Consider the following 18,259-nt stretch of genomic DNA (forward strand, 5'->3'; position numbering starts at 1 on the left):
CCTCTTATTTATTCATGGTTATTTCTTGTGTTGGCGAAACTGCAATTCTTGTAACCGCAGGCAACAATTCTTGTGTGAATGAAGTAATATGAGGAATATCCATTAATTTAAATTCATCTGAAACATGATGATAGAAATCAAAGTTTTCAAAGTCGAAAGTGCTTAAAGATTGGCATGGTTTTCCAAAAGCTTGAAAAAACGAATAATTATCAGAACGGTAGAATAATTGATATTCTGCTTCTTTTGGCAAAAATCCGATGGTGTTTTTTCCAGTGTATTCGTTTATTTTTTGCGCCATATTCGATTTATCAAAACCTGTAATATAAGCCAAATAATCTCGTTTCATTGGCACACCAATCATTTCAATGTTCAATTGCGTGTAAAGATTGAAATTTTGCTTTTTCAATTTCTCAACCAAACTTTTAGATCCTAAAAGTCCTTTTTCTTCCCCAGCAAAAAAGACAACTAGTATACTACGTTTGTTTGCTTTAGTTTCAGAAAAATATTTTGCCATCGCAGCTACAGAAGTCACACCCGAAGCATCATCGTTTGCTCCGTTATTAATCTTATCAGCCTGCTCTTTTTTCTCTAGACCAATATGATCATAATGCGCACTCAATACCACGAATTCTTTTTTAAGTTCTGGATCTGTCCCTTCGATAACCCCAACAATATTAAAAGCTGGAGAATCAAAATTGGTCAAAGTATCTCGATAGGTTTTAAAATAAGGTTTAATTTTATTTTTCTTTAAAAAGTCTTCCAAGAAAACAGCCGCTTTTTCAATTCCTTGAGTTCCGGTTTCGCGTCCTTCCAATTCATCGGAAGAAAGGTATTTTAGAAAATCTGAGATTTCAGTTTCTTTTATTTTATAGCTGACTTGTATTGGTTTCGAATCTGTTTTTACTTCACTCTCCTTTATGGTTGAAGTTCCCGATTTACAAGCAAAAAAAATAAATGGAAGCAAAAGGTATAGTTTTCTCATGATTTTTCTGTTTTTTACTGATGATTGAAAATAAAAATTAATTAGACTATAAACTTATGAAAAGTAATAGAATATTCATAAAAAAACCCTTCAAACTAAAAGTCAAAAGGGTTTTCAAATCTATTTATAACCTAATTTTATCCAGCAATAACTGCTCTTGAAATTACGATTTTCTGAATTTCAGAAGTTCCTTCGTAAATCTGAGTAATTTTGGCATCACGCATTAAACGTTCTACATGGTATTCTTTTACATACCCGTTTCCACCATGAATTTGAACCGCTTCAACAGCAGTATCCATTGCAACTTGCGAAGCAAAAAGTTTCGCCATTGCACCACTCACATCATAGTTTTTATGATTGTCTTTATCCCAAGCTGCTTTCATACATAAATGACGAGCTGCTTCAATATTTACAGCCATATCTGCCAATTTGAAAGCAATTGCCTGATGATTGCAAATTTCTGTTCCAAAAGCTTTACGCTCTTTAGAATATTTCAAAGCCATTTCATAAGCTCCAGAAGCAATTCCTAAAGCTTGAGAAGCAATACCGATTCTTCCTCCTGCAAGAGTTTTCATTGCAAATTTAAATCCGAAACCATCTTCACCAATTCTATTTTCTTTCGGAACTTTCACATCAGAAAACATTAAAGAATGTGTATCAGATCCACGGATTCCCATTTTTTGTTCTTTTGGACCAACTGAAAAACCTGGCATATCTTTAGTCATAATCAAAGCATTTATTCCTTTGTGCTTTAATTCTGGATGTGTTTGTGCAATTACTAAATATACAGAAGCTGTATTTCCGTTTGTAATCCAGTTTTTTGTACCATTAACTAAATAATGGTCCCCCATATCAATAGCTGTTGTTTTTTGTGAAGTCGCATCACTTCCAGCTTCAGGTTCACTTAAACAAAACGCACCGTGAATTTCTCCAGAAGCCAAACCTGGAAGGTATTTTTGTTTTTGTTCTTCGGTTCCGTATTCTTGTAATCCCCAGCAAACTAGTGAATTGTTTACTGACATTACTACAGAAGCAGAAGCATCAATCTTAGAAATTTCTTCCATTGCAATAACATAAGAAATAGCATCAAGTCCGCTTCCTCCGTATTTAGGATCAACCATCATTCCCATGAAACCCAGCTCGCCCATTTTTTTGACTTGCTCAGTTGGAAAAATTTGTTTTTCGTCACGTTCAATAACTCCCGGCAATAATTCATTTTGAGCAAAATCTCTTGCTGCCTGCTGAATCATTAAATGTTCTTCGGTAAGATTAAAATCCATAGTAGTTTACTTTAAATGTTTTTCTCAACCAGATTTCAAACAGATTTCTTTAGTTGATTATTTTTTGTTTTTGTGTTTTTTAGATGCCTCGTTTTTTTAACGCAAAGGCTTCCAAAGATACTTTTTAAATGTTTAAATTACAATGCGTGCATACAAAATTAATAGATCAGCAAAGATTACGATAACGTTTTCGTTATTGTTTATCTTTTTTTTCAAAACAGCGTGAATTTGACAACAAAATTTCTAAAATTTAAGATTCAAATTATACCTAAAAATTATTTTTAATTAAGAAAATACTGCTTTCTAAATTTGTTAAAAATTAAACAATTCTTAAAATGAGTAAAACTACGTAAACTTACTCTTACTAAATTGATTTTTAATGTAATACAAAAATTAAACATCAAAATTTGAAGAAAAAAACATTCTCAATATGAACCAAATATTAATAAATTACTATTATTTTTGCCCTAAAAATAAAAATTTGATAGAATATGAAAAAGATTTTACTTTTACTGACAGTCTTGTTAAGCTTCCAATTTTCGACTGTTTCTGCTCAAACTCAAATTGAAGTAAATGGTGTAAGTGTTCCTAGAAAAATAGAATTTCAAGGAAAAACATTGCAGCTTAATGGTGCGGGCGGAAGATCAAAAATGTGGTTGGAAGTTTATGTGCAAGCACTGTATTTATCTCAATTAGCCCAAGATCCTCAATTTATCATAGACAGTGATACTGAAATGGCCGTTAGAATTGAAATCACGTCTTCGATGGTTTCTTCTAACAAACTGACGAAAGCTATGAATACAGGTTTTGAGAAATCAGCAGGAGCAAATCTTGAGCAGCTTCGTCCTAGAATAGAACAGTTAAAAAGTTTTTTAAGTGACGCAATCACAGAAAAAGATGTGTTTGTTTTAGCTTACAATCCTTTTGACCAAAACGTTTACGTTTCTAAAAATGAAGTACTAAAAGGTAAAATTCCTGGATTTGATTTCAAAAAAGCATTATTCGGAATCTGGCTTTCTGACAAACCAGTTGATGAGACTTTGAAAAAACATTTATTAGGACAATAATTCTTAATTTTTTGAATATTCGAAAAGCCGAAAACGGAATAGTTTTCGGCTTTTCTTTTTTGTTTTATAAATTTGATGCAAAATACATTATTCGCATTATTCTATTTTATACATTTACGCAAAATAAACATATCACAACAAAATGAAAGATTTATTACAACAATTTGAAAACAAGGCACCTGAAATTGTTTTTAATTGGAAAGATTCCGAAACAGAAGCCGAAGGGTGGACTGTTATTAATTCACTTCGCGGAGGAGCTGCAGGTGGAGGAACAAGAATGAGAAAAGGCTTAGATATGAATGAAGTTTTATCTCTGGCAAAAACAATGGAAGTTAAATTCTCTGTTTCAGGCCCTGCTATTGGCGGCGCTAAATCTGGAATAAATTTTGATCCGAACGATCCTCGCAAAAAAGGTGTTTTACAGCGCTGGTACAAAGCGGTTTCTCCTTTATTAAAAAGCTACTACGGTACAGGCGGCGATTTGAATGTTGATGAAATTCACGAAGTAATCCCGATGACAGAAGAATGTGGCGTTTGGCATCCGCAGGAAGGTGTTTTTAACGGACATTTTAAACCGACGGAAGCCGACAAAATTAATAGAATTGGTCAGTTGCGTCAGGGTGTAATTAAAGTAATCGAAAACCCAAAATTCTCACCAGACGTTACTAGAAAATATACTGTTGCCGATATGATTACCGGTTTTGGTGTTGCAGAAGCAGTTCGCCATTTCTACGCAACTTACGGCGGAGACATTCAAGGTAAAAAAGCAATCGTTCAAGGTTTCGGAAACGTGGGTTCTGCTGCCGCTTTTTACTTGGCTGAAATGGGTGCAAAAGTAATCGGAATTATTGATCGCGATGGCGGATTAATTAAAGAAGAAGGTTTTTCTTTTGAAGAAATCAGAACTTTATTCTTAAACAAAGATGGAAACAAATTAGTTGCAGATAATATGATTCCGTTTGAGGAAATCAATTCTAAAATCTGGACAATTGGTGCTGAAATTTTCACTCCTTGTGCGGCTTCAAGATTGGTTACTCAAGACCAGATTGAAAAATTAATTGCAAACGGATTGGAAGTTATTTCATGCGGAGCGAATGTTCCTTTTGCCGACAAAGAAATTTTCTTCGGATCTATTATGGAAGAAGTTGACAGCAAAGTAAGTTTGATTCCTGACTTTATTTCAAACTGCGGAATGGCGAGAGTTTTTGCTTACTTCATGGAGAAAAAAGTGCAAATGACAGACGAGGCTATTTTTAATGATACTTCAGAAATTATCAAAAATGCGATTGTAAAAGCTCATGCTTTAAATTCGTCTAAAACAAATATCAGTGCAACTGCTTTTGAAATTGCATTGAAGCAGTTGGTGTAATCTATTTTATACTTATATATAAACGAGCCGAATAGTATTTGGCTCGTTTTTTATTAACCTAAGGTTTACGCAAGCAACGCTAACTTATTTCTCGCAAAGTCGCGAAGTTGCAAAGTTTTTCTTTTTTAAGTTTTCTTTGCGACTTCGCGACTTTGCGAGATTAAAAAAATAGCTTAGCAAACTTTAATCTAAAGATTTACTCAAACTTAAGAAAAAACTTTGCGTTTCTTTGCGTAAACCTCCGAACTTTGCGGTTAATTTTTTTTAACGCAAAGAGCGCTAAGACATTTTCATTTGGAAAGTAAGCAAAATCTAGATATTAAGTTCGCAAAGCTTTGTGCGTGTAGCTCTGCGAACTTTGCGGTTAATTTTTTAACGCAAAGCACGCTAAGTCCTTTTAATTGGGGGCGCCAGCAAGATCTAAATATTAAGTTCGCAAAGCTATATAGATAAAGCTTTGTGAACTTTTTCAATTTATTGAATATCATAAAAAACTCTTTGCGTTTCTTTGCGTATCCTTAGCGAACTTTGCGGTATAATAATTTAAGTCTCGCACAAAAAACCTTTGCGTGTCTTTGCGGTAAAATTAAGTACAGTACTTCCGTTCTAAACAATTTTTACTACTTTTAAACGTTTTTAAAATAATACATTTCAAAATTCAGAATTCAATGAGTTTCACTATTTCTTCAGATAAAAAGAAATCGTTACTAATCACAACTGCCATATATGCAGCAATTATTCTGTTGCTGTTTTTTATACGTTTTTGGCCCCCTTATAATCCAGAAAACAATGTTGCTCTTGCCGATGGCGGAGGTGGCGGAGGCGGTGTAACAATTAATTTTGGAGATAGCGATTTAGGTTCTGGCGCCAATTACAAAAGCGAAGTTTTGGATGTAAAGAATAATGCGAAACAAACACCTGCAAAAGCTGTAGAGGAAGAAGCCATTATCTCTCAGGAAAACACAACTGCTGATAATGATGTTGTTATTCCGACAAAAGAAAAACCAAAGAAACCTGTTCCGGTAAAAGTAGATCCTAAACCTGTTCCCGAAAAACCAAAAGTTTCTAACTCAACAAATGATGCTTTAGCCAGCATTATGAAAGGTTCGAACAAAGGTGGCGATGGAGACGATAAAACTGCAGGAAATAAGGGAAAAGCTGGCGGAAGTTTAAACTCTAACGGTTATTACGGATCTGGAGGTTCTGGCGGAGGAACTGGAGGCGGTAACGGAACCGGAAATGGCATTGGAACCGGAAGCGGTTACGGCGCTGGAAGCGGTGGCGGTTCGGGCGGCGGATCTGGTTATTCTTTAGGAAATAGAAAAGCTCTTTCTAAACCTGCACCAAAATATACTTGTAACGAAGAAGGAAAAGTGGTAGTTGAAGTTAGCGTTGACCAAAACGGAAAAACAATTAGCGCAACTGCCGGAATAAAAGGAACAACCAATACTGCAAAATGTTTACTAGATCAAGCTAGAATTGCAGCCATGAATACCAAATGGGAATCTGATAGTGACGCTCCAGCTAAACAAGTTGGAAAAATTATTTATAATTTTAGTTTGGATTAAAAAACACGAATTTCACGGATTACACGAATTCAATTTATATCAAAAACGCTTTCTGATATTTTTTCAGAAAGCGTTTTTTATGTTATTTTCACCCAGTTTGTCATTTCGACGAAGGAGAAATCTTCACGAGTAGCTCGACAAAGATTGGCGATTTTGCTTGTAGAGTTTCTTGCGAAGATTTCTCCTTCGTCGAAATGACAAACTATACGGAAAATACGATTTCGAATTTAAAAAATTGAAATTTTATGTAGTTTACTTGCGTGAGGGATAGGAATGAGCTACCGAAGTAGCATGGATAGCCCGACCGCAATAAAGAAAATGGGCGAATCAACGTTATGCTGATTGGCCCATTTTCTTTATTGTGGTCACGCCCTAATTATTTTACTTAGGACTTGTAGCAATGACAAACTTCAAATTGTTCTTCACTCCTATTTGTAAAACATCTACTAGATCTTGTACTTGAAGGTTAAACGGAATTCGAACAACAACAGTTTGTTCTTTATCGGTTCCTATTTTGGACATCAAACTGGTTTCTAGATTTTCAAAATCTACTTCCTGTTTGTCGATATAGAACTTTTTATCTTCTGTAACCGATAAACTGATTAGTTGTTTATTGGTTTTTTCATTCGCTTTAGCTTTTGGCAACGTCATCTTAATCACATTCGGATTTGCCAGTGTTGAAATAATTAAGAAAAACAACAGCAGGAAAAACATAATGTCGCTCAAAGATGAAGTCGCAACTTCGGCGTGAAATCTTCTTTTTCTCTTAATAGACATGGCTTATGCTCTTTGAATTATATTGACAAATTCTAAAATCTGTTTCTGAATTTTTAAAGCAAAATTATCAATCTTTCCGTTTAATAAGTGGTAAGCGCTATAAGCAATAATACCCACAATTAATCCAGAACCAGAACTGATCATTTTTTCGTATAAACCTCCAGAGATATTTCCGATACTAATATTTTCTGTAACCGAAATGCTGTAGAAAATCTTAATAACCCCAGAAATTGTCCCGATGAAACCTAATGTTGGCGCAATACCTGCAATAAGTCCGAGGTGGCCTAAATGTCTTTCCATTTCGCCAATTTCGATATCGGCAGCACGATCCATATTGGCCTCAATTTCAGAAATTGGTCTTCCAATTACTAGAACGCCTTCTTTTAAAATATTTCCAGCTGCAGTATTATTTCTTTCTACAATTGTTCGCGCCAATTCGATATTTCCAGAATGTAATTTTTCGCCAATATCTTGCATTAATCTGCTGTCAATTTTTGACGCGCGGTTAATGTACATATAACGTTCAAAAATTAAATAAATAGTGTAAAACAATAGAATCGCAATTGGAATTAAGAAAACTCCCCCTTTCATAATGAATCCAAACATTGAAATTTCATTTTGTGGCTCTGCAATCTTTTCGACCACTACATTTGAAGCATTTGCGATTGTATCTGTTTGTAACTGAATAAAACTAAACATATATTAATTCTGGTTTTTAATAATTAATTCTAAAAAATATTTGAAATTTGCAATAAAGATAATTTTCGCTGTAATATTAAACTACAAAAATCGAAATTTATTTCAATCGACAACCATTTTATCTAAACAAATGAACTATCAAGAGACGACCAATTGGATGTTTAATCAGCTTCCAATGTACCAATTGCAAGGTGCTTCTGCGTATAAAGAAGATTTAACTAATATTAGAGTATTGGCTGCTCATCTTGATAATCCGCAAAACGAGCTGAGATGCATTCACGTTGCGGGAACGAACGGAAAAGGTTCTACTTCGCACATGCTTTCGTCGGTTCTTCAAGAAGCGGGTTACAAAGTGGGTTTGTATACTTCTCCGCATCTGAAAGATTTTAGAGAAAGAATCAAAATAAACGGTCAGGAAATCTCAGAAGAATTTGTAATTGAATTTATTGCCAAACACAAATCTTTTTTTGAAGCAAATGATATGAGTTTCTTCGAAATGACGGTTGGTTTGGCGTTTGATTATTTCGCTTCAGAAAAAGTCGATATCGCGATTATTGAAGTTGGACTTGGCGGAAGATTGGACGCAACGAATATTATTACGCCTTTGGTCTCTGTAATTACAAATATTGGTTTGGATCATACTCAGTTTTTAGGCAATACATTGGAAGCAATTGCGGGTGAAAAAGCTGGAATTATTAAACCGAATATTCCGGTTGTTATTGGCGAATATACAGAAGAAACGAAACCTGTTTTTTTGGCTAAAGCCGAAGAGAACAGCGCGCCGATTTCTTTTGCTTCAGACTTGATTGACCAGATTTATTTATCTGATTTGATTGGCGATTATCAGTTTCATAATAAAAAAACGGTTCAGCAGACGATTTCGATTTTAAACAATGAAACCGATTTTAAAGTTTCGACCGAACAGCTGAAAGAAGGCTTATTGAATGTGGTAAAAAATACTGGTCTGCAGGGAAGATGGCAGCAATTGGGCGAAAACCCAAAAATTATCTGCGATACGGCGCACAATAAACACGGATTATCTGTTGTGATGAATCAGCTTAAAAATGAGAAATTCGAAAACCTGCATATTGTTTTAGGCGTTGTCAATGACAAAGATTTGGATTCAATTCTACCTTTGTTTCCAAAAGAAGCGCAATATTATTTCTGCAGACCTGATTCTTCTCGCGGATTAAGCACAGAAATTTTACAAAGCGAAGCTAAAAAACACGATTTAATCGGAGAAAAATACGATTCTGTTGCCAGCGCTTTCGCGGAAGCGAAAAAAAATGCTTCAGAAAATGATTTCATTTACGCTGGCGGAAGCACTTTTGTAGTTGCAGAATTGCCTTTGGGTTAAAATGTATTTTGAATTTAGAAAAAACTTCAAAAATTTCATTTTAATAACAAATTCATAAACAAATAGATATAGATTATTTTTAAAAAAGTTTTATTTTTTATTCCTTTTTCTTTGCAGGACTCGAAAACAAGCGTATATTTGCACTCGCAATCACAAACGATAGCAACCTAGTAAAATAGGGCGATTAGCTCAGCTGGTTCAGAGCACCTCGTTTACACCGAGGGGGTCGGGGGTTCGAACCCCTCATCGCCCACAAAAAAACTCCTTAAGCAATTAAGGAGTTTTTCTTTTAGATAAAAAGACTAACAAGAATATTTAAAACTCACAAAAGTTAAATTTTCTTTGCAGAACTCAAAAACTAGTGTATATTTGCACTCGCAATCACAAACGATAGCAACCTAGTAAAATAGGGCGATTAGCTCAGCTGGTTCAGAGCACCTCGTTTACACCGAGGGGGTCGGGGGTTCGAACCCCTCATCGCCCACAGAAAAACTCCTTAAGAAATTAAGGAGTTTTTTTTATGCTTATTTTATTTCCAGAATTCCCACCATTTTTTTTCGCATATTTCCTCTCTAGAAATATTCTCTGTGACTTTCATGTTATCCTGTTGAAGATTTCTATTGCTCGAAACAAAATTTATTTTTCTATCTGTAAATAAAGCAGAAGAATAATCATTAATAAAATTCTGAATTTTAACATCAAAAGAATTGAAATTCATTCGTACATTTTTAAGTGTTTCTTCTTGTCTTTTTTCAACTTTGGCTAGCAATAACAAAATAGTCAATGCATAAGGTTGTTCATCACAAGTTTTATAGGCAAATCTTTCCAGATAATCTAATGCATCATCATTAAAACCACCACAATATGACTGAATTAAATCAATTATGGCTTTGTCCTTTGAGTTTTTAATTAATAATTTATTCTCGTAAAAATAAATATCAATCAAATCGATGTAATTATTAATAATCAGTTGTTTCTCCTTATCTATTTCAATCAATTTGATATAAGCTTTGCCAAATCCGTCTTTTAAATATAAATCGGAAATTTCATCTACAATTTTATATGTTTCAGTAGCTTTTAATTTATTTTCAGTTTCATTTAACTCTCCTAAAATTTTCAAAAACCCTTCGTGATGCTCATTCATCTTTCTTCTTTTTAATATTTTAATATAAAAGTAAATCTAACTAATTTATTTTTACGAGTATAATAAATAACAAATCTTCAAAAAGAGGAATTATTCTATTGAAATTTTCTTCAAATCCTGCAAAAAATGGTTCGTAAACAGGTTCGTAAGGACCACAAAAAAACTACTTAACAAATTAAGGAGTTTTTTATGCTTTCACAATAACAGCATTTTTTTCTTGTATAAAAACAGTAAATTTATAAATCTTATAAAATCAATTTTCACATTAAGCCGAAATGAACAATAACTTTTTCTCTAACATATTTATCTGGTTGTTAATAATCGCTTTACCAGAAATTGCACTTTCTCAATCGACAGACTTTACGATTCAAGACGTAAAGTTCGAAAGCCAAGGCATCACTCTTGCTGGCTCGGTTCTAATACCTGAAAAAGCATTTGCGGCAGCAGTAATTGTTCACGGGTCCGATCCTGTAAAAAGAGAAATGGAGTTTGCAAAACGTCTTGCCAAAGAAGGCATTGCTGTATTGACCTATGATAAACGCGGAGTAGGTGAATCTGGAGGTGTGTATGTAGGACCAACTGTTGGCACAAACAATATTGATCCTGCAAATCTTAATTTATTAGCTCAAGATGCAAATTCGGCAGTAAATACATTTAGAACCTATTTAAAAAACAAAAAAACTCCTATCGGATTAGTTGGTTTTAGTCAAGCGGGATGGATAATTCCAATTGCTGCAAGTAATAATCCTAAAATAGATTTTATGGTTTTATTTAGTTGTCCAACTATTTCAACTTTAGAACAGCTTCGCTTTCAGTTTTATACTAACGGAAACAACAATTTCTGGGAAAATCATACAGAATCGGACGCGCGTGAACACACTAAAAATGATCCCGACAAATATCAGTTTGTTGAGACCGACCCTAAAATTTCACTAAATACGCTTTCCATTCCTGGACTTTGGCTTTTTGGAGAAAAAGATATTCAGATACCCGTAAAGTTGTGCATTGAAGAATTAAATAAAATGAAATCCCAAGGCAAACCTTTTGAGTATACTTTATTTTCTAATCTAGGGCATAATACCGTTTCTGATAAAGACACAACGCCTTTCGATATTTCAGTTCAATGGATAATGCAGAAGACTTTTAATAACAAAAAATTCAAAAATTCTAACTAACCTTAATAACTAAAAGTCATCATTCTCTAGTTTTTCGCAAACTTTCTCAAGAAGTTTTCTAGTTTGTTTGAAGTGTTTTATTTTATTATCAATCTCTTTTATTTTCGATTGAAAAAGCTCCAATGTTTCTGGTTTCGAATCAGTGCTTTCGAACCAAGCCGTCAAGATCTTTTTTATTTCTGCTAAAGTAAAACCAACTTCTTTCGCTTCAATAATAATTTCTAAACGTTCAACTACATTATCATTATAATGTTTGTAATTATTTGATTTTACCTTTTCATTAGTAACTCCTTCAATCATTCCTAAATTCTCATAGTATCTAATAGTATGAATTGACAGTCCCGTTTTCTTCGATAATTCGTTTACCAGCATAGCTTTATTCTTTTTAACATAAAACAAAAAAGTATAGAGCATAGTCTATACTTACGAGTTACAAATATAGAAATTAATTTTGCATTTCAAGATTTAAAACATTAGAAATGAACGCAAAAATAATTCTAATTACAGGAAGTACAGATGGATTCGGAAAAATTACCGCAACAGAATTAGCAAAACAAGGCCATACTATTATTGTACATGGTCGAAATAAAGAAAAAGCGGCAACTGTCTGATGCAAAATTTTTCATAAAAAAAGAGACTTAGAAAAGTCTCTTTTTTTATATCTATATATTTTTTCTTTATTTCAATTTCGTTAAAGCTTTAGAATTCCTCAGCAAGAATACATATTGAAAATAATCTGTTACCGAAGATCCTTCAACAGGAACTACATTTTCGCCAAAAACTCTTGATTTTACATTTACCAAGTTTTGTGATTTTAAATAAGGAGAATCTTTTCCATCAAGTTTAAAAAGTGTAATAGTCTCAGGCTTGCTCAATTCTTTCAAATCATTAATTCCTTTTACCAGCATTAACGGGCCATCAGCATTCAACCAATCGACTTTTTCGTTTTCTGGAGTTGGAAATTGAGGATTTTTCGGCAAATACATTTCGCTATCTATAGTATAACTCACAAAACTTGTTACTTTAATCCCAGAACCTTTTATTCCTTGAGCAAATGTTTCTCTTCCAGATTCTGTTTTCTTTTGAAGTGTATGAAAATATCCGAAAAGCCCGTAGAATTTTTCATTTTCAAGATGCTGCTTTTTTAATGTATTCTTAAAATTACTTACCATAGCAACATCTCTAGAACCTTTTGATTCATCATCAAAATTTTTATCAATTCCGATAACTTTAATTTTTAAGGAATCAGCTAAGCTTTGATTATAGTCATAAATTGCGCTCCATTTGTCAAATAATTCTTGACTCGATTGCTGTGGAATTCTTCTTTTTATGTTTTCAACAACTTCTTTTAAAGCTGTTTTATTCTTTTGCTTTTCGCCCAAAAAGACATTTAATTTTTTCGCCGTCAAACTATCCATTTCGGCAATATAATATTTCACGCCAATTTTCTTATTCAAAAAGAAAAGCATCTCTTTATCTACAGTTTGATTATCGGCATAACCGTGAATTTCTCCCAGCAAGAAAACTCGTGATTTATAAAAATCGGCATCAAATAATTTTTCATTTATAGAACCTGAAATCTCACTATTATTTTTTGACAAATAACTGATATTGTCATCATTTTTAGATTCCAAAAATATTTTACTGCTGATGTACAAATAAGCAATAAAAACTAAAACAATACTTAAAAGGGTAATAAATGTAATTTTGGCGATTTTTAAAATTTTCTTCATAGTTCTGGTTATATTTATTTTGATGTAAAAGTATTTTTCTCAAATAAAATAATCAATTTTTATAGACCGAATTGTCATTTTAACATGATGAATTGTACTCAAAATATATAAATTGCTCCAAAAAAATAAAACTCCATTATTGCTAATGGAGTTTTATTTTTGAATTATGATTTTGCTGAAAGCTTTTCTTTTCGCTTCCTGTTCAAATAATCTCTTAACGGAATATCGTAAAACACCATAACTAAATAAGCAAAACCGACAAGTAAAACAACTGAAGTCACTACAATTAAAGTCAGTTGAGTGGTATCGGGTTTGTAATTGGTATAATAATTTCCAAACATCCACAAAACGGCATAATGCGTCATATATAGTGGATAGGAAATTTTTCCTGAAAATACACAAAATTTTTCCAAACCTGGTTTCAACACAGCTCCCGCCCCAAGAGAAACCAGCAACGGAAAATAAAGCAATACAACCAAAGGTTCTGTCAGCCAATTAAATTCTGAAGACGGCATAATAAAAGCCAAAAGCAATAAAATAGTTAATCCGCCGAATCCAAGTTTATTTTTGATAATCCAATTTGATCGGTAAATAAGCAATCCCGCCAAAAAAGAATACGATATTCTAGCAAAGCCATCCCAAAAAGTGGGTCCGCTCCATCCTCCTACCAAATTACCAGAACTATATCCTACATAACAAATAGCTGCTGCAGAAAGTAAAGTAAAAATCATTACGTAATTTTTTCTCATTCTGCAAAGCACCAATGCATACAAAATATTGGCAACATATTCCCAAAACAGCGACCACGCCGGCGCATTAAAACTAAATAAATTGAAGGAACGATCTGCAATAACTGGAAACGGAATGAGAAATAGGGAACAGATAAAGGTCAAAATAATTTTTCCAGTACTATACAATTCCAAATGTCCGCCAAACGGATCAAATAAAAAGGCCAACAATCCTAAGATTGATCCCGCTATAACCAACGGATGTAATCTAATAATTCTTGCTATAAAAAAATTACGAAGACCCATTTTGGCAATACGATCATCATAAGCATATCCGATTACGAATCCCGAAAGACAAAAGAAAAAGTCGACAGCTAAAAATCCGTGTCCGATAAAATTTTGGCTTGGGTCGATAAATATCCATTCCATAAAATGAAACACAACAACAGCAAAAGCTGCGATGCCACGCAAACCGTCTAAAATTTCAAAATGCTGTTTTGTCTCAAGAATTGCTGAAGATGACGGACTGGTATTCATTAAATTGTAATATTTCGTAATAAATTAAGTTGATCTGGTATCGATGCAAGTTCCACAAATTAATATTTAAATCAAAATAAGATTCATTTAATTCAGCTGCTAAATTTTTGAAGTTTCACATTTATATAACTTTTTAAACTTTTTCATTCCCTCACATTTTTATAAGTTTGCTAAAATTCAAATTTAGTATGCACGTAGCAGGTTGTCTTTCACCACCAGAAAATTAATACTACTTCTTTAGTATTGACACTTGACTGAATCTCTTCAGTCCGATTCATTGTGTCTTTACCTCAATTCACATTATTAATATTCAAATCATATCCTCCAAAAAAGGGTAACAACCTCTTATGAAAAAATCTTATTTGATACTGCATACTGCAGTTTTACTCGCTGGTTTTACTGGCGTTTTCGGAAAACTTATTTCTCTTAACGAAATTACCTTAGTTTGGTATAGAGTATTATTTGCTTCTATTATTCTATTTTTTATTTTAAAAGTATACAATATTAAAATGCTGAAGTCATTTTCTGAAGCAGCAAAAATTTCTAAAGCCGGCATACTTATTACCATTCACTGGATTTTTTTCTATGCCAGCATTAAATATTCAAACATATCAATCGGAGTTGTGTGTTATTGTCTAACAAGCTTTTTTACCGCTTTTTTCGAACCTATTCTCAATAAAAAAAGATTCAATCTTGTTCAAGTTTTGCTTAGCATGCTTACTTTATTGGGCATAAGCTTAATTTTCCATTTTGATTCTTCTTATCAGCTGGGCATTTTACTCGGAGTAATTTCTTCTGCTTTTGCCGCTTTGTACACTATTTATAACGAAAGATTAGTGCAATTCTACGACAGCAAACTCATTAATTTTTATCAAATGCTCGGCGGAACTGTAGTTTTAGGGCTCGCTCTGCCATTCTATTTTTACAATTTTCCAGATCAGACCTTTATTCCAAGCTTACAAGACATTTTCTATTTATTGATTTTAGCTTCTTGTTGTACTGTTGCGCTTTATGTAATGTTTGCAGAATCACTTAAAAAGATTCAAGCGTTTACCATAAATCTAACCTTCAACCTAGAGCCGATCTATTCAATAATATTAGCCTTTTTATTTTTTAACGAAGGACAATCAGTCAATTTCTCTTTTTATATTGGAATAAGTCTAGTTATGACATCTGTTTTATTGCAGTCTATAATTTCTATTCGAAAGAAAAACATCATCAAACAGCAAATCTCTTAGAATATAAAAACAAAAAACTCCTTTTTCACAAAAGGAGTTTTTTGTTTTTATTTCTAAATCTATCAATCATTCAATCCTTTTCCATCTAAAATTCTTGGAATATTTTTTTCTACTCTAGCTTCTCTTGTTTTAGATTGCTTTGGTTGAGAAAAATGAAGCAAATACGCTCGCTGTCTTCCAGGAGTTAAAGCATAAAAAGCTTCTTTAAAATTTAGATCGGCATCAAACTTATTCTGGAGTTCTTCTGCAATCTCAAATTCTGAAACTTTTTTCAATTCCACTTTCTGTCCTGACTTTTCAATTTCAGCTGCTTCAAAAATATACTTTTTCAAAATTTCTTTCTTCGCTACAATATCTTCAGCATTGGTAAATCGAACCTGTCGAGCCGCTTGAACATTATCTGACTGCTGAATCAATATTTCATCTGGATCTTTCATTAAAGCCCCCTTAAAAAACAGAAAAGCGCAATATTCTTTGAAAGTATGAATTAATACGATGTTTGCATTTTCAAAAGTATAACACGGACATCCCCATTTTAACTCTTCAGACAAATGGCAGTCTAAAACAATATCTCGCATCTCTTCTATTTCTGACCTCCATTTTTCTGCTTTTTCAAAATAAAAATCAACTTTAGAATTTCCACTATATTTTGTCATAAACAACTTTATTAAAAATTAGTTTAATAAAGATAATAAATCCGTCAATTAAAATTCAAAACCTTTCAGAATTCCTCTTTCAGAACCTCTAACAAAGTTTATGATTTTGTCTCTTTCAAAAGTTCGTTAAAATTCGTTTTCAATAAGTTCCAAAGCAAATTTAGTGTTCCGCTTCTCTTGAAATAAAACCCTGTAAATTGCTCTAAGTTCATCAATCTTAGCAGATACAAATCCTCTCCTTTTTAAACCTACTGTATTTAATCCCGTAAATCTTAGAGGTTCATGTGCCACAATAATATAAGGCGGAATATCTTTCACTACTCGACTTAAACCACTTACCATAGCGTGTTCACCTATAACGGAGAATTGATGTATAGCAGTCAAGCCACTTATATTGGCCCAATCTTGAACAACTACTTCACCAGCCATCCCAACACTAAATCCAATAATAGCATTATTGCCTATTACACAATCATGGCCGATATGGGCATTCGACATAATCAGATTAGAATTGCCAATATGTGTTTTACCTTTCGAAATTGTTCCTTTGTTAATAGTCACAAACTCTCTTATAATATTATTGTCTCCAATCTCCAGAAGGGTATATTCATCCTTATACTTCAAATCTTGAGGAATCCCGCCTAAAACCGCACTAGAATGGATCTGACAATTTTCACCAATTCTTGAACCTCTTAAAATAGATACATGATTTCCTATTTGTGTATTATTCCCAATCCAAACATCCTCTTCAATAGTAACACCGTTTCCTATGCAAATGTTATTTCCAAGAATAGCATTTTTATGAATAAAAATATCTTTCAATTTTTTAAGTTTTTAATGAACTGCAAAAATTGGAAAAGTTGAAATACTTTTTATTGACCTAATATCAAATAATTGATGCCCGAATTCGGCTCAAAGTCTCTTGACTAACACCAATTAATGAAGCGATATACTTTAATTTGGCCTTTTTAATAATTTGGGGAAATGACTCTAAGAGAAACAGGTATTTTTTCTCTGCAGTCATTAAACGGAATAAATGATTGAACTCATTTATTTTAGAAAGATAATGCCGAAGCTGTTTAATATGAAACTTTACAAATAACGGATATTCTAACAAAGCCTGTTCATCAGAATAAGACAACGAATACACAATTGTTTCTTCACAAGTTTGAAAGTTCTCAAATGAAGGTTTTTGCTCAAAAAAACTGCTCATTGAAGTCACAAATTGATTATCTGTATAAATCCATTTGGTGACTTCTGCTCCATCTTCAATGCAAAATCTTCTAACCGCACCAGATTTTATAAAATAAATTTTAGCACAGATCTTACCTTCTTCTGCAAGAAATTCTCCCTTATTAAAAGTTTCTTCAACAAAACTTCTTTTAATAACATGTTCAGTTTCTAAATCTAATTCTTGAAAACTATTTATAATATGAACTAGCTCTTCCATCTATTTTTAAATTTCATAATAATCAAAAATAAACTTTAATTAAGAGAAAAACTAAATCCACTTAGCAAACCACATAATCAATTTACCATTTCCCACGAATTTCACCCATTTTAAAGATCAATCTACAAAAAGACAAAGATGAAGCCTGCTGATAAAAATTAATTCATTACAAAGCGTAAATTAGCTCAAAGAAACAGCAACACGAAACCGCTCTAATTATAATTATGGCGTTCCCCTACGGGTCGGGCTGTCCGCTGTATTCCCGATTAGCAAAAACTGCGGCTAAAAAGCCTTGTTTTTCTAAATCGGGAGCTGCCGCTCCCATCCCTACAGCACGGCATTAAATAAGGTCTAATTTTCCGGATTTCAGAACAGGGAGATATTTCCAAAAACGGTTATAAAACAGAAAACCCTATCCGTTTGGATAGGGTTTTCAAAAGAAAGGCGACGACATACTCTCCCACATAACTGCAGTACCATCTGCGCAGGCGGGCTTAAC

General features: G+C 33.1%; 18 protein-coding genes and 2 tRNA genes. 9 read left to right on the forward strand and 11 right to left on the reverse strand.

Features of this window, described 5'->3' with window-relative positions; genetic code table 11:
* Nucleotides 1-4 precede the first annotated feature (4 nt).
* Together Q9Q97_RS14600 and Q9Q97_RS14605 are read right to left on the reverse strand one after the other, a co-directional pair.
* The gene (locus tag Q9Q97_RS14600; protein WP_306158345.1) at nucleotides 5-982 is read right to left on the reverse strand and encodes a M20/M25/M40 family metallo-hydrolase; all 978 of its coding nucleotides are present in this window, start codon (nucleotides 980-982) and stop codon (nucleotides 5-7) included.
* A 137-nt stretch (nucleotides 983-1,119) separates the two neighbouring features.
* Complete coding sequence (locus Q9Q97_RS14605) at nucleotides 1,120-2,262, reverse strand: acyl-CoA dehydrogenase (protein WP_306158347.1); 1,143 nt, start codon at nucleotides 2,260-2,262, stop codon at nucleotides 1,120-1,122.
* 491 nt (nucleotides 2,263-2,753) lie between these two features.
* Here Q9Q97_RS14605 and Q9Q97_RS14610 point away from each other — a divergent pair, with 491 nt between their 5' ends.
* The 3 genes from Q9Q97_RS14610 to Q9Q97_RS14620 all read left to right on the forward strand — a co-directional run bounded on the left by Q9Q97_RS14610 (nucleotide 2,754) and on the right by Q9Q97_RS14620 (nucleotide 6,266).
* Nucleotides 2,754-3,329 (forward strand): chalcone isomerase family protein, encoded by a 576-nt coding sequence (locus Q9Q97_RS14610; RefSeq protein WP_306158349.1) that lies wholly within the window; start codon nucleotides 2,754-2,756, stop codon nucleotides 3,327-3,329.
* 142 nt (nucleotides 3,330-3,471) lie between these two features.
* Nucleotides 3,472-4,698 (forward strand): Glu/Leu/Phe/Val dehydrogenase dimerization domain-containing protein, encoded by a 1,227-nt coding sequence (locus Q9Q97_RS14615; protein WP_306158350.1) that lies wholly within the window; start codon nucleotides 3,472-3,474, stop codon nucleotides 4,696-4,698.
* 668 nt (nucleotides 4,699-5,366) lie between these two features.
* Entirely contained in the window at nucleotides 5,367-6,266 is a 900-nt protein-coding gene (locus Q9Q97_RS14620; protein WP_306158352.1) for an energy transducer TonB, read from the forward strand.
* 381 nt (nucleotides 6,267-6,647) lie between these two features.
* On the opposite strand, the gene Q9Q97_RS14625 is transcribed toward Q9Q97_RS14620, so the two are convergent.
* Nucleotides 6,648-7,043 (reverse strand): biopolymer transporter ExbD, encoded by a 396-nt coding sequence (locus tag Q9Q97_RS14625; protein WP_008464192.1) that lies wholly within the window; start codon nucleotides 7,041-7,043, stop codon nucleotides 6,648-6,650.
* A gap of 3 nt (nucleotides 7,044-7,046) precedes the next feature.
* Nucleotides 7,047-7,742, reverse strand: a complete 696-nt coding sequence (locus Q9Q97_RS14630; protein ID WP_306158357.1) for a MotA/TolQ/ExbB proton channel family protein — start codon at nucleotides 7,740-7,742, stop codon at nucleotides 7,047-7,049.
* 130 nt (nucleotides 7,743-7,872) lie between these two features.
* On the opposite strand from Q9Q97_RS14630, the gene Q9Q97_RS14635 reads away from it, so the two are divergent.
* The 3 genes from Q9Q97_RS14635 (at nucleotide 7,873) to Q9Q97_RS14645 (ending at nucleotide 9,583) form a co-directional block, all read left to right on the forward strand.
* Complete coding sequence (locus Q9Q97_RS14635) at nucleotides 7,873-9,099, forward strand: folylpolyglutamate synthase/dihydrofolate synthase family protein (protein WP_306158359.1); 1,227 nt, start codon at nucleotides 7,873-7,875, stop codon at nucleotides 9,097-9,099.
* Nucleotides 9,100-9,277: 178 nt separating this feature from the next.
* Nucleotides 9,278-9,352, forward strand: a tRNA-Val gene (locus tag Q9Q97_RS14640).
* A 156-nt stretch (nucleotides 9,353-9,508) separates the two neighbouring features.
* A tRNA-Val gene (locus Q9Q97_RS14645) sits at nucleotides 9,509-9,583 on the forward strand.
* Between the two features lie 45 nt (nucleotides 9,584-9,628).
* Here the strand turns inward: Q9Q97_RS14645 and Q9Q97_RS14650 are convergent.
* Nucleotides 9,629-10,243: a hypothetical protein gene (locus tag Q9Q97_RS14650; RefSeq protein WP_306158361.1), complete on the reverse strand. Its 615-nt coding sequence runs from the start codon at nucleotides 10,241-10,243 to the stop codon at nucleotides 9,629-9,631.
* Nucleotides 10,244-10,518: 275 nt separating this feature from the next.
* Between Q9Q97_RS14650 and Q9Q97_RS14655 the strand changes: the two genes are divergently transcribed.
* Nucleotides 10,519-11,418 carry a S9 family peptidase gene (locus Q9Q97_RS14655; RefSeq protein ID WP_306158363.1) on the forward strand — a complete coding sequence of 300 codons (900 nt, stop codon included), beginning with the start codon at nucleotides 10,519-10,521 and terminating at the stop codon, nucleotides 11,416-11,418.
* Nucleotides 11,419-11,427: 9 nt separating this feature from the next.
* Here Q9Q97_RS14655 and Q9Q97_RS14660 read toward each other — a convergent pair whose 3' ends face one another.
* Nucleotides 11,428-11,790 carry a MerR family transcriptional regulator gene (locus Q9Q97_RS14660; RefSeq protein ID WP_306158365.1) on the reverse strand — a complete coding sequence of 121 codons (363 nt, stop codon included), beginning with the start codon at nucleotides 11,788-11,790 and terminating at the stop codon, nucleotides 11,428-11,430.
* A 107-nt stretch (nucleotides 11,791-11,897) separates the two neighbouring features.
* Here Q9Q97_RS14660 and Q9Q97_RS14665 point away from each other — a divergent pair, with 107 nt between their 5' ends.
* The gene (locus Q9Q97_RS14665) at nucleotides 11,898-12,029 is read left to right on the forward strand and encodes an SDR family NAD(P)-dependent oxidoreductase (protein ID WP_306158367.1); all 132 of its coding nucleotides are present in this window, start codon (nucleotides 11,898-11,900) and stop codon (nucleotides 12,027-12,029) included.
* A gap of 66 nt (nucleotides 12,030-12,095) precedes the next feature.
* Here Q9Q97_RS14665 and Q9Q97_RS14670 read toward each other — a convergent pair whose 3' ends face one another.
* Nucleotides 12,096-13,151 (reverse strand): hypothetical protein, encoded by a 1,056-nt coding sequence (locus Q9Q97_RS14670; protein WP_306158369.1) that lies wholly within the window; start codon nucleotides 13,149-13,151, stop codon nucleotides 12,096-12,098.
* A gap of 164 nt (nucleotides 13,152-13,315) precedes the next feature.
* Nucleotides 13,316-14,416: an acyltransferase gene (locus tag Q9Q97_RS14675; RefSeq protein ID WP_306158371.1), complete on the reverse strand. Its 1,101-nt coding sequence runs from the start codon at nucleotides 14,414-14,416 to the stop codon at nucleotides 13,316-13,318.
* 347 nt (nucleotides 14,417-14,763) lie between these two features.
* Between Q9Q97_RS14675 and Q9Q97_RS14680 the strand changes: the two genes are divergently transcribed.
* Complete coding sequence (locus Q9Q97_RS14680; protein WP_306158373.1) at nucleotides 14,764-15,654, forward strand: DMT family transporter; 891 nt, start codon at nucleotides 14,764-14,766, stop codon at nucleotides 15,652-15,654.
* Nucleotides 15,655-15,716: 62 nt separating this feature from the next.
* Here the strand turns inward: Q9Q97_RS14680 and Q9Q97_RS14685 are convergent, their stop codons facing one another.
* The 3 genes from Q9Q97_RS14685 to Q9Q97_RS14695 form a co-directional block, all read right to left on the reverse strand.
* Nucleotides 15,717-16,310: a YdeI family protein gene (locus Q9Q97_RS14685; RefSeq protein WP_306158375.1), complete on the reverse strand. Its 594-nt coding sequence runs from the start codon at nucleotides 16,308-16,310 to the stop codon at nucleotides 15,717-15,719.
* 126 nt (nucleotides 16,311-16,436) lie between these two features.
* The gene (gene lpxA / locus Q9Q97_RS14690) at nucleotides 16,437-17,132 is read right to left on the reverse strand and encodes an acyl-ACP--UDP-N-acetylglucosamine O-acyltransferase (protein ID WP_306158378.1); all 696 of its coding nucleotides are present in this window, start codon (nucleotides 17,130-17,132) and stop codon (nucleotides 16,437-16,439) included.
* 64 nt (nucleotides 17,133-17,196) lie between these two features.
* Entirely contained in the window at nucleotides 17,197-17,760 is a 564-nt protein-coding gene (locus Q9Q97_RS14695) for a Crp/Fnr family transcriptional regulator (RefSeq protein WP_306158380.1), read from the reverse strand.
* Nucleotides 17,761-18,259: the final 499 nt, after the last annotated feature.

The organism is Flavobacterium sp. DG2-3 (assembly GCF_030730925.1).
Lineage (GTDB): Bacteria > Bacteroidota > Bacteroidia > Flavobacteriales > Flavobacteriaceae > Flavobacterium.

Excerpts from the sequence above, each read along its gene's own strand:
- Q9Q97_RS14630 (WP_306158357.1), bottom strand. The coding sequence starts at position 7,742 with ATGTTTAGTTTTATTCAGTTACAAACAGATACAATCGCAAATGCTTCA.
- Q9Q97_RS14670 (WP_306158369.1), bottom strand. The coding sequence starts at position 13,151 with ATGAAGAAAATTTTAAAAATCGCCAAAATTACATTTATTACCCTTTTA.
- Q9Q97_RS14600 (WP_306158345.1), bottom strand. The coding sequence starts at position 982 with ATGAGAAAACTATACCTTTTGCTTCCATTTATTTTTTTTGCTTGTAAA.
- Q9Q97_RS14685 (WP_306158375.1), bottom strand. The coding sequence starts at position 16,310 with ATGACAAAATATAGTGGAAATTCTAAAGTTGATTTTTATTTTGAAAAA.
- Q9Q97_RS14665 (WP_306158367.1), top strand. The coding sequence starts at position 11,898 with ATGAACGCAAAAATAATTCTAATTACAGGAAGTACAGATGGATTCGGA.
- Q9Q97_RS14625 (WP_008464192.1), bottom strand. The coding sequence starts at position 7,043 with ATGTCTATTAAGAGAAAAAGAAGATTTCACGCCGAAGTTGCGACTTCA.
- Q9Q97_RS14655 (WP_306158363.1), top strand. The coding sequence starts at position 10,519 with ATGAACAATAACTTTTTCTCTAACATATTTATCTGGTTGTTAATAATC.
- Q9Q97_RS14615 (WP_306158350.1), top strand. The coding sequence starts at position 3,472 with ATGAAAGATTTATTACAACAATTTGAAAACAAGGCACCTGAAATTGTT.
- Q9Q97_RS14635 (WP_306158359.1), top strand. The coding sequence starts at position 7,873 with ATGAACTATCAAGAGACGACCAATTGGATGTTTAATCAGCTTCCAATG.
- Q9Q97_RS14610 (WP_306158349.1), top strand. The coding sequence starts at position 2,754 with ATGAAAAAGATTTTACTTTTACTGACAGTCTTGTTAAGCTTCCAATTT.
- Q9Q97_RS14675 (WP_306158371.1), bottom strand. The coding sequence starts at position 14,416 with ATGAATACCAGTCCGTCATCTTCAGCAATTCTTGAGACAAAACAGCAT.
- Q9Q97_RS14605 (WP_306158347.1), bottom strand. The coding sequence starts at position 2,262 with ATGGATTTTAATCTTACCGAAGAACATTTAATGATTCAGCAGGCAGCA.
- Q9Q97_RS14660 (WP_306158365.1), bottom strand. The coding sequence starts at position 11,790 with ATGCTGGTAAACGAATTATCGAAGAAAACGGGACTGTCAATTCATACT.
- Q9Q97_RS14680 (WP_306158373.1), top strand. The coding sequence starts at position 14,764 with ATGAAAAAATCTTATTTGATACTGCATACTGCAGTTTTACTCGCTGGT.
- Q9Q97_RS14695 (WP_306158380.1), bottom strand. The coding sequence starts at position 17,760 with ATGGAAGAGCTAGTTCATATTATAAATAGTTTTCAAGAATTAGATTTA.
- Q9Q97_RS14650 (WP_306158361.1), bottom strand. The coding sequence starts at position 10,243 with ATGAATGAGCATCACGAAGGGTTTTTGAAAATTTTAGGAGAGTTAAAT.
- Q9Q97_RS14620 (WP_306158352.1), top strand. The coding sequence starts at position 5,367 with ATGAGTTTCACTATTTCTTCAGATAAAAAGAAATCGTTACTAATCACA.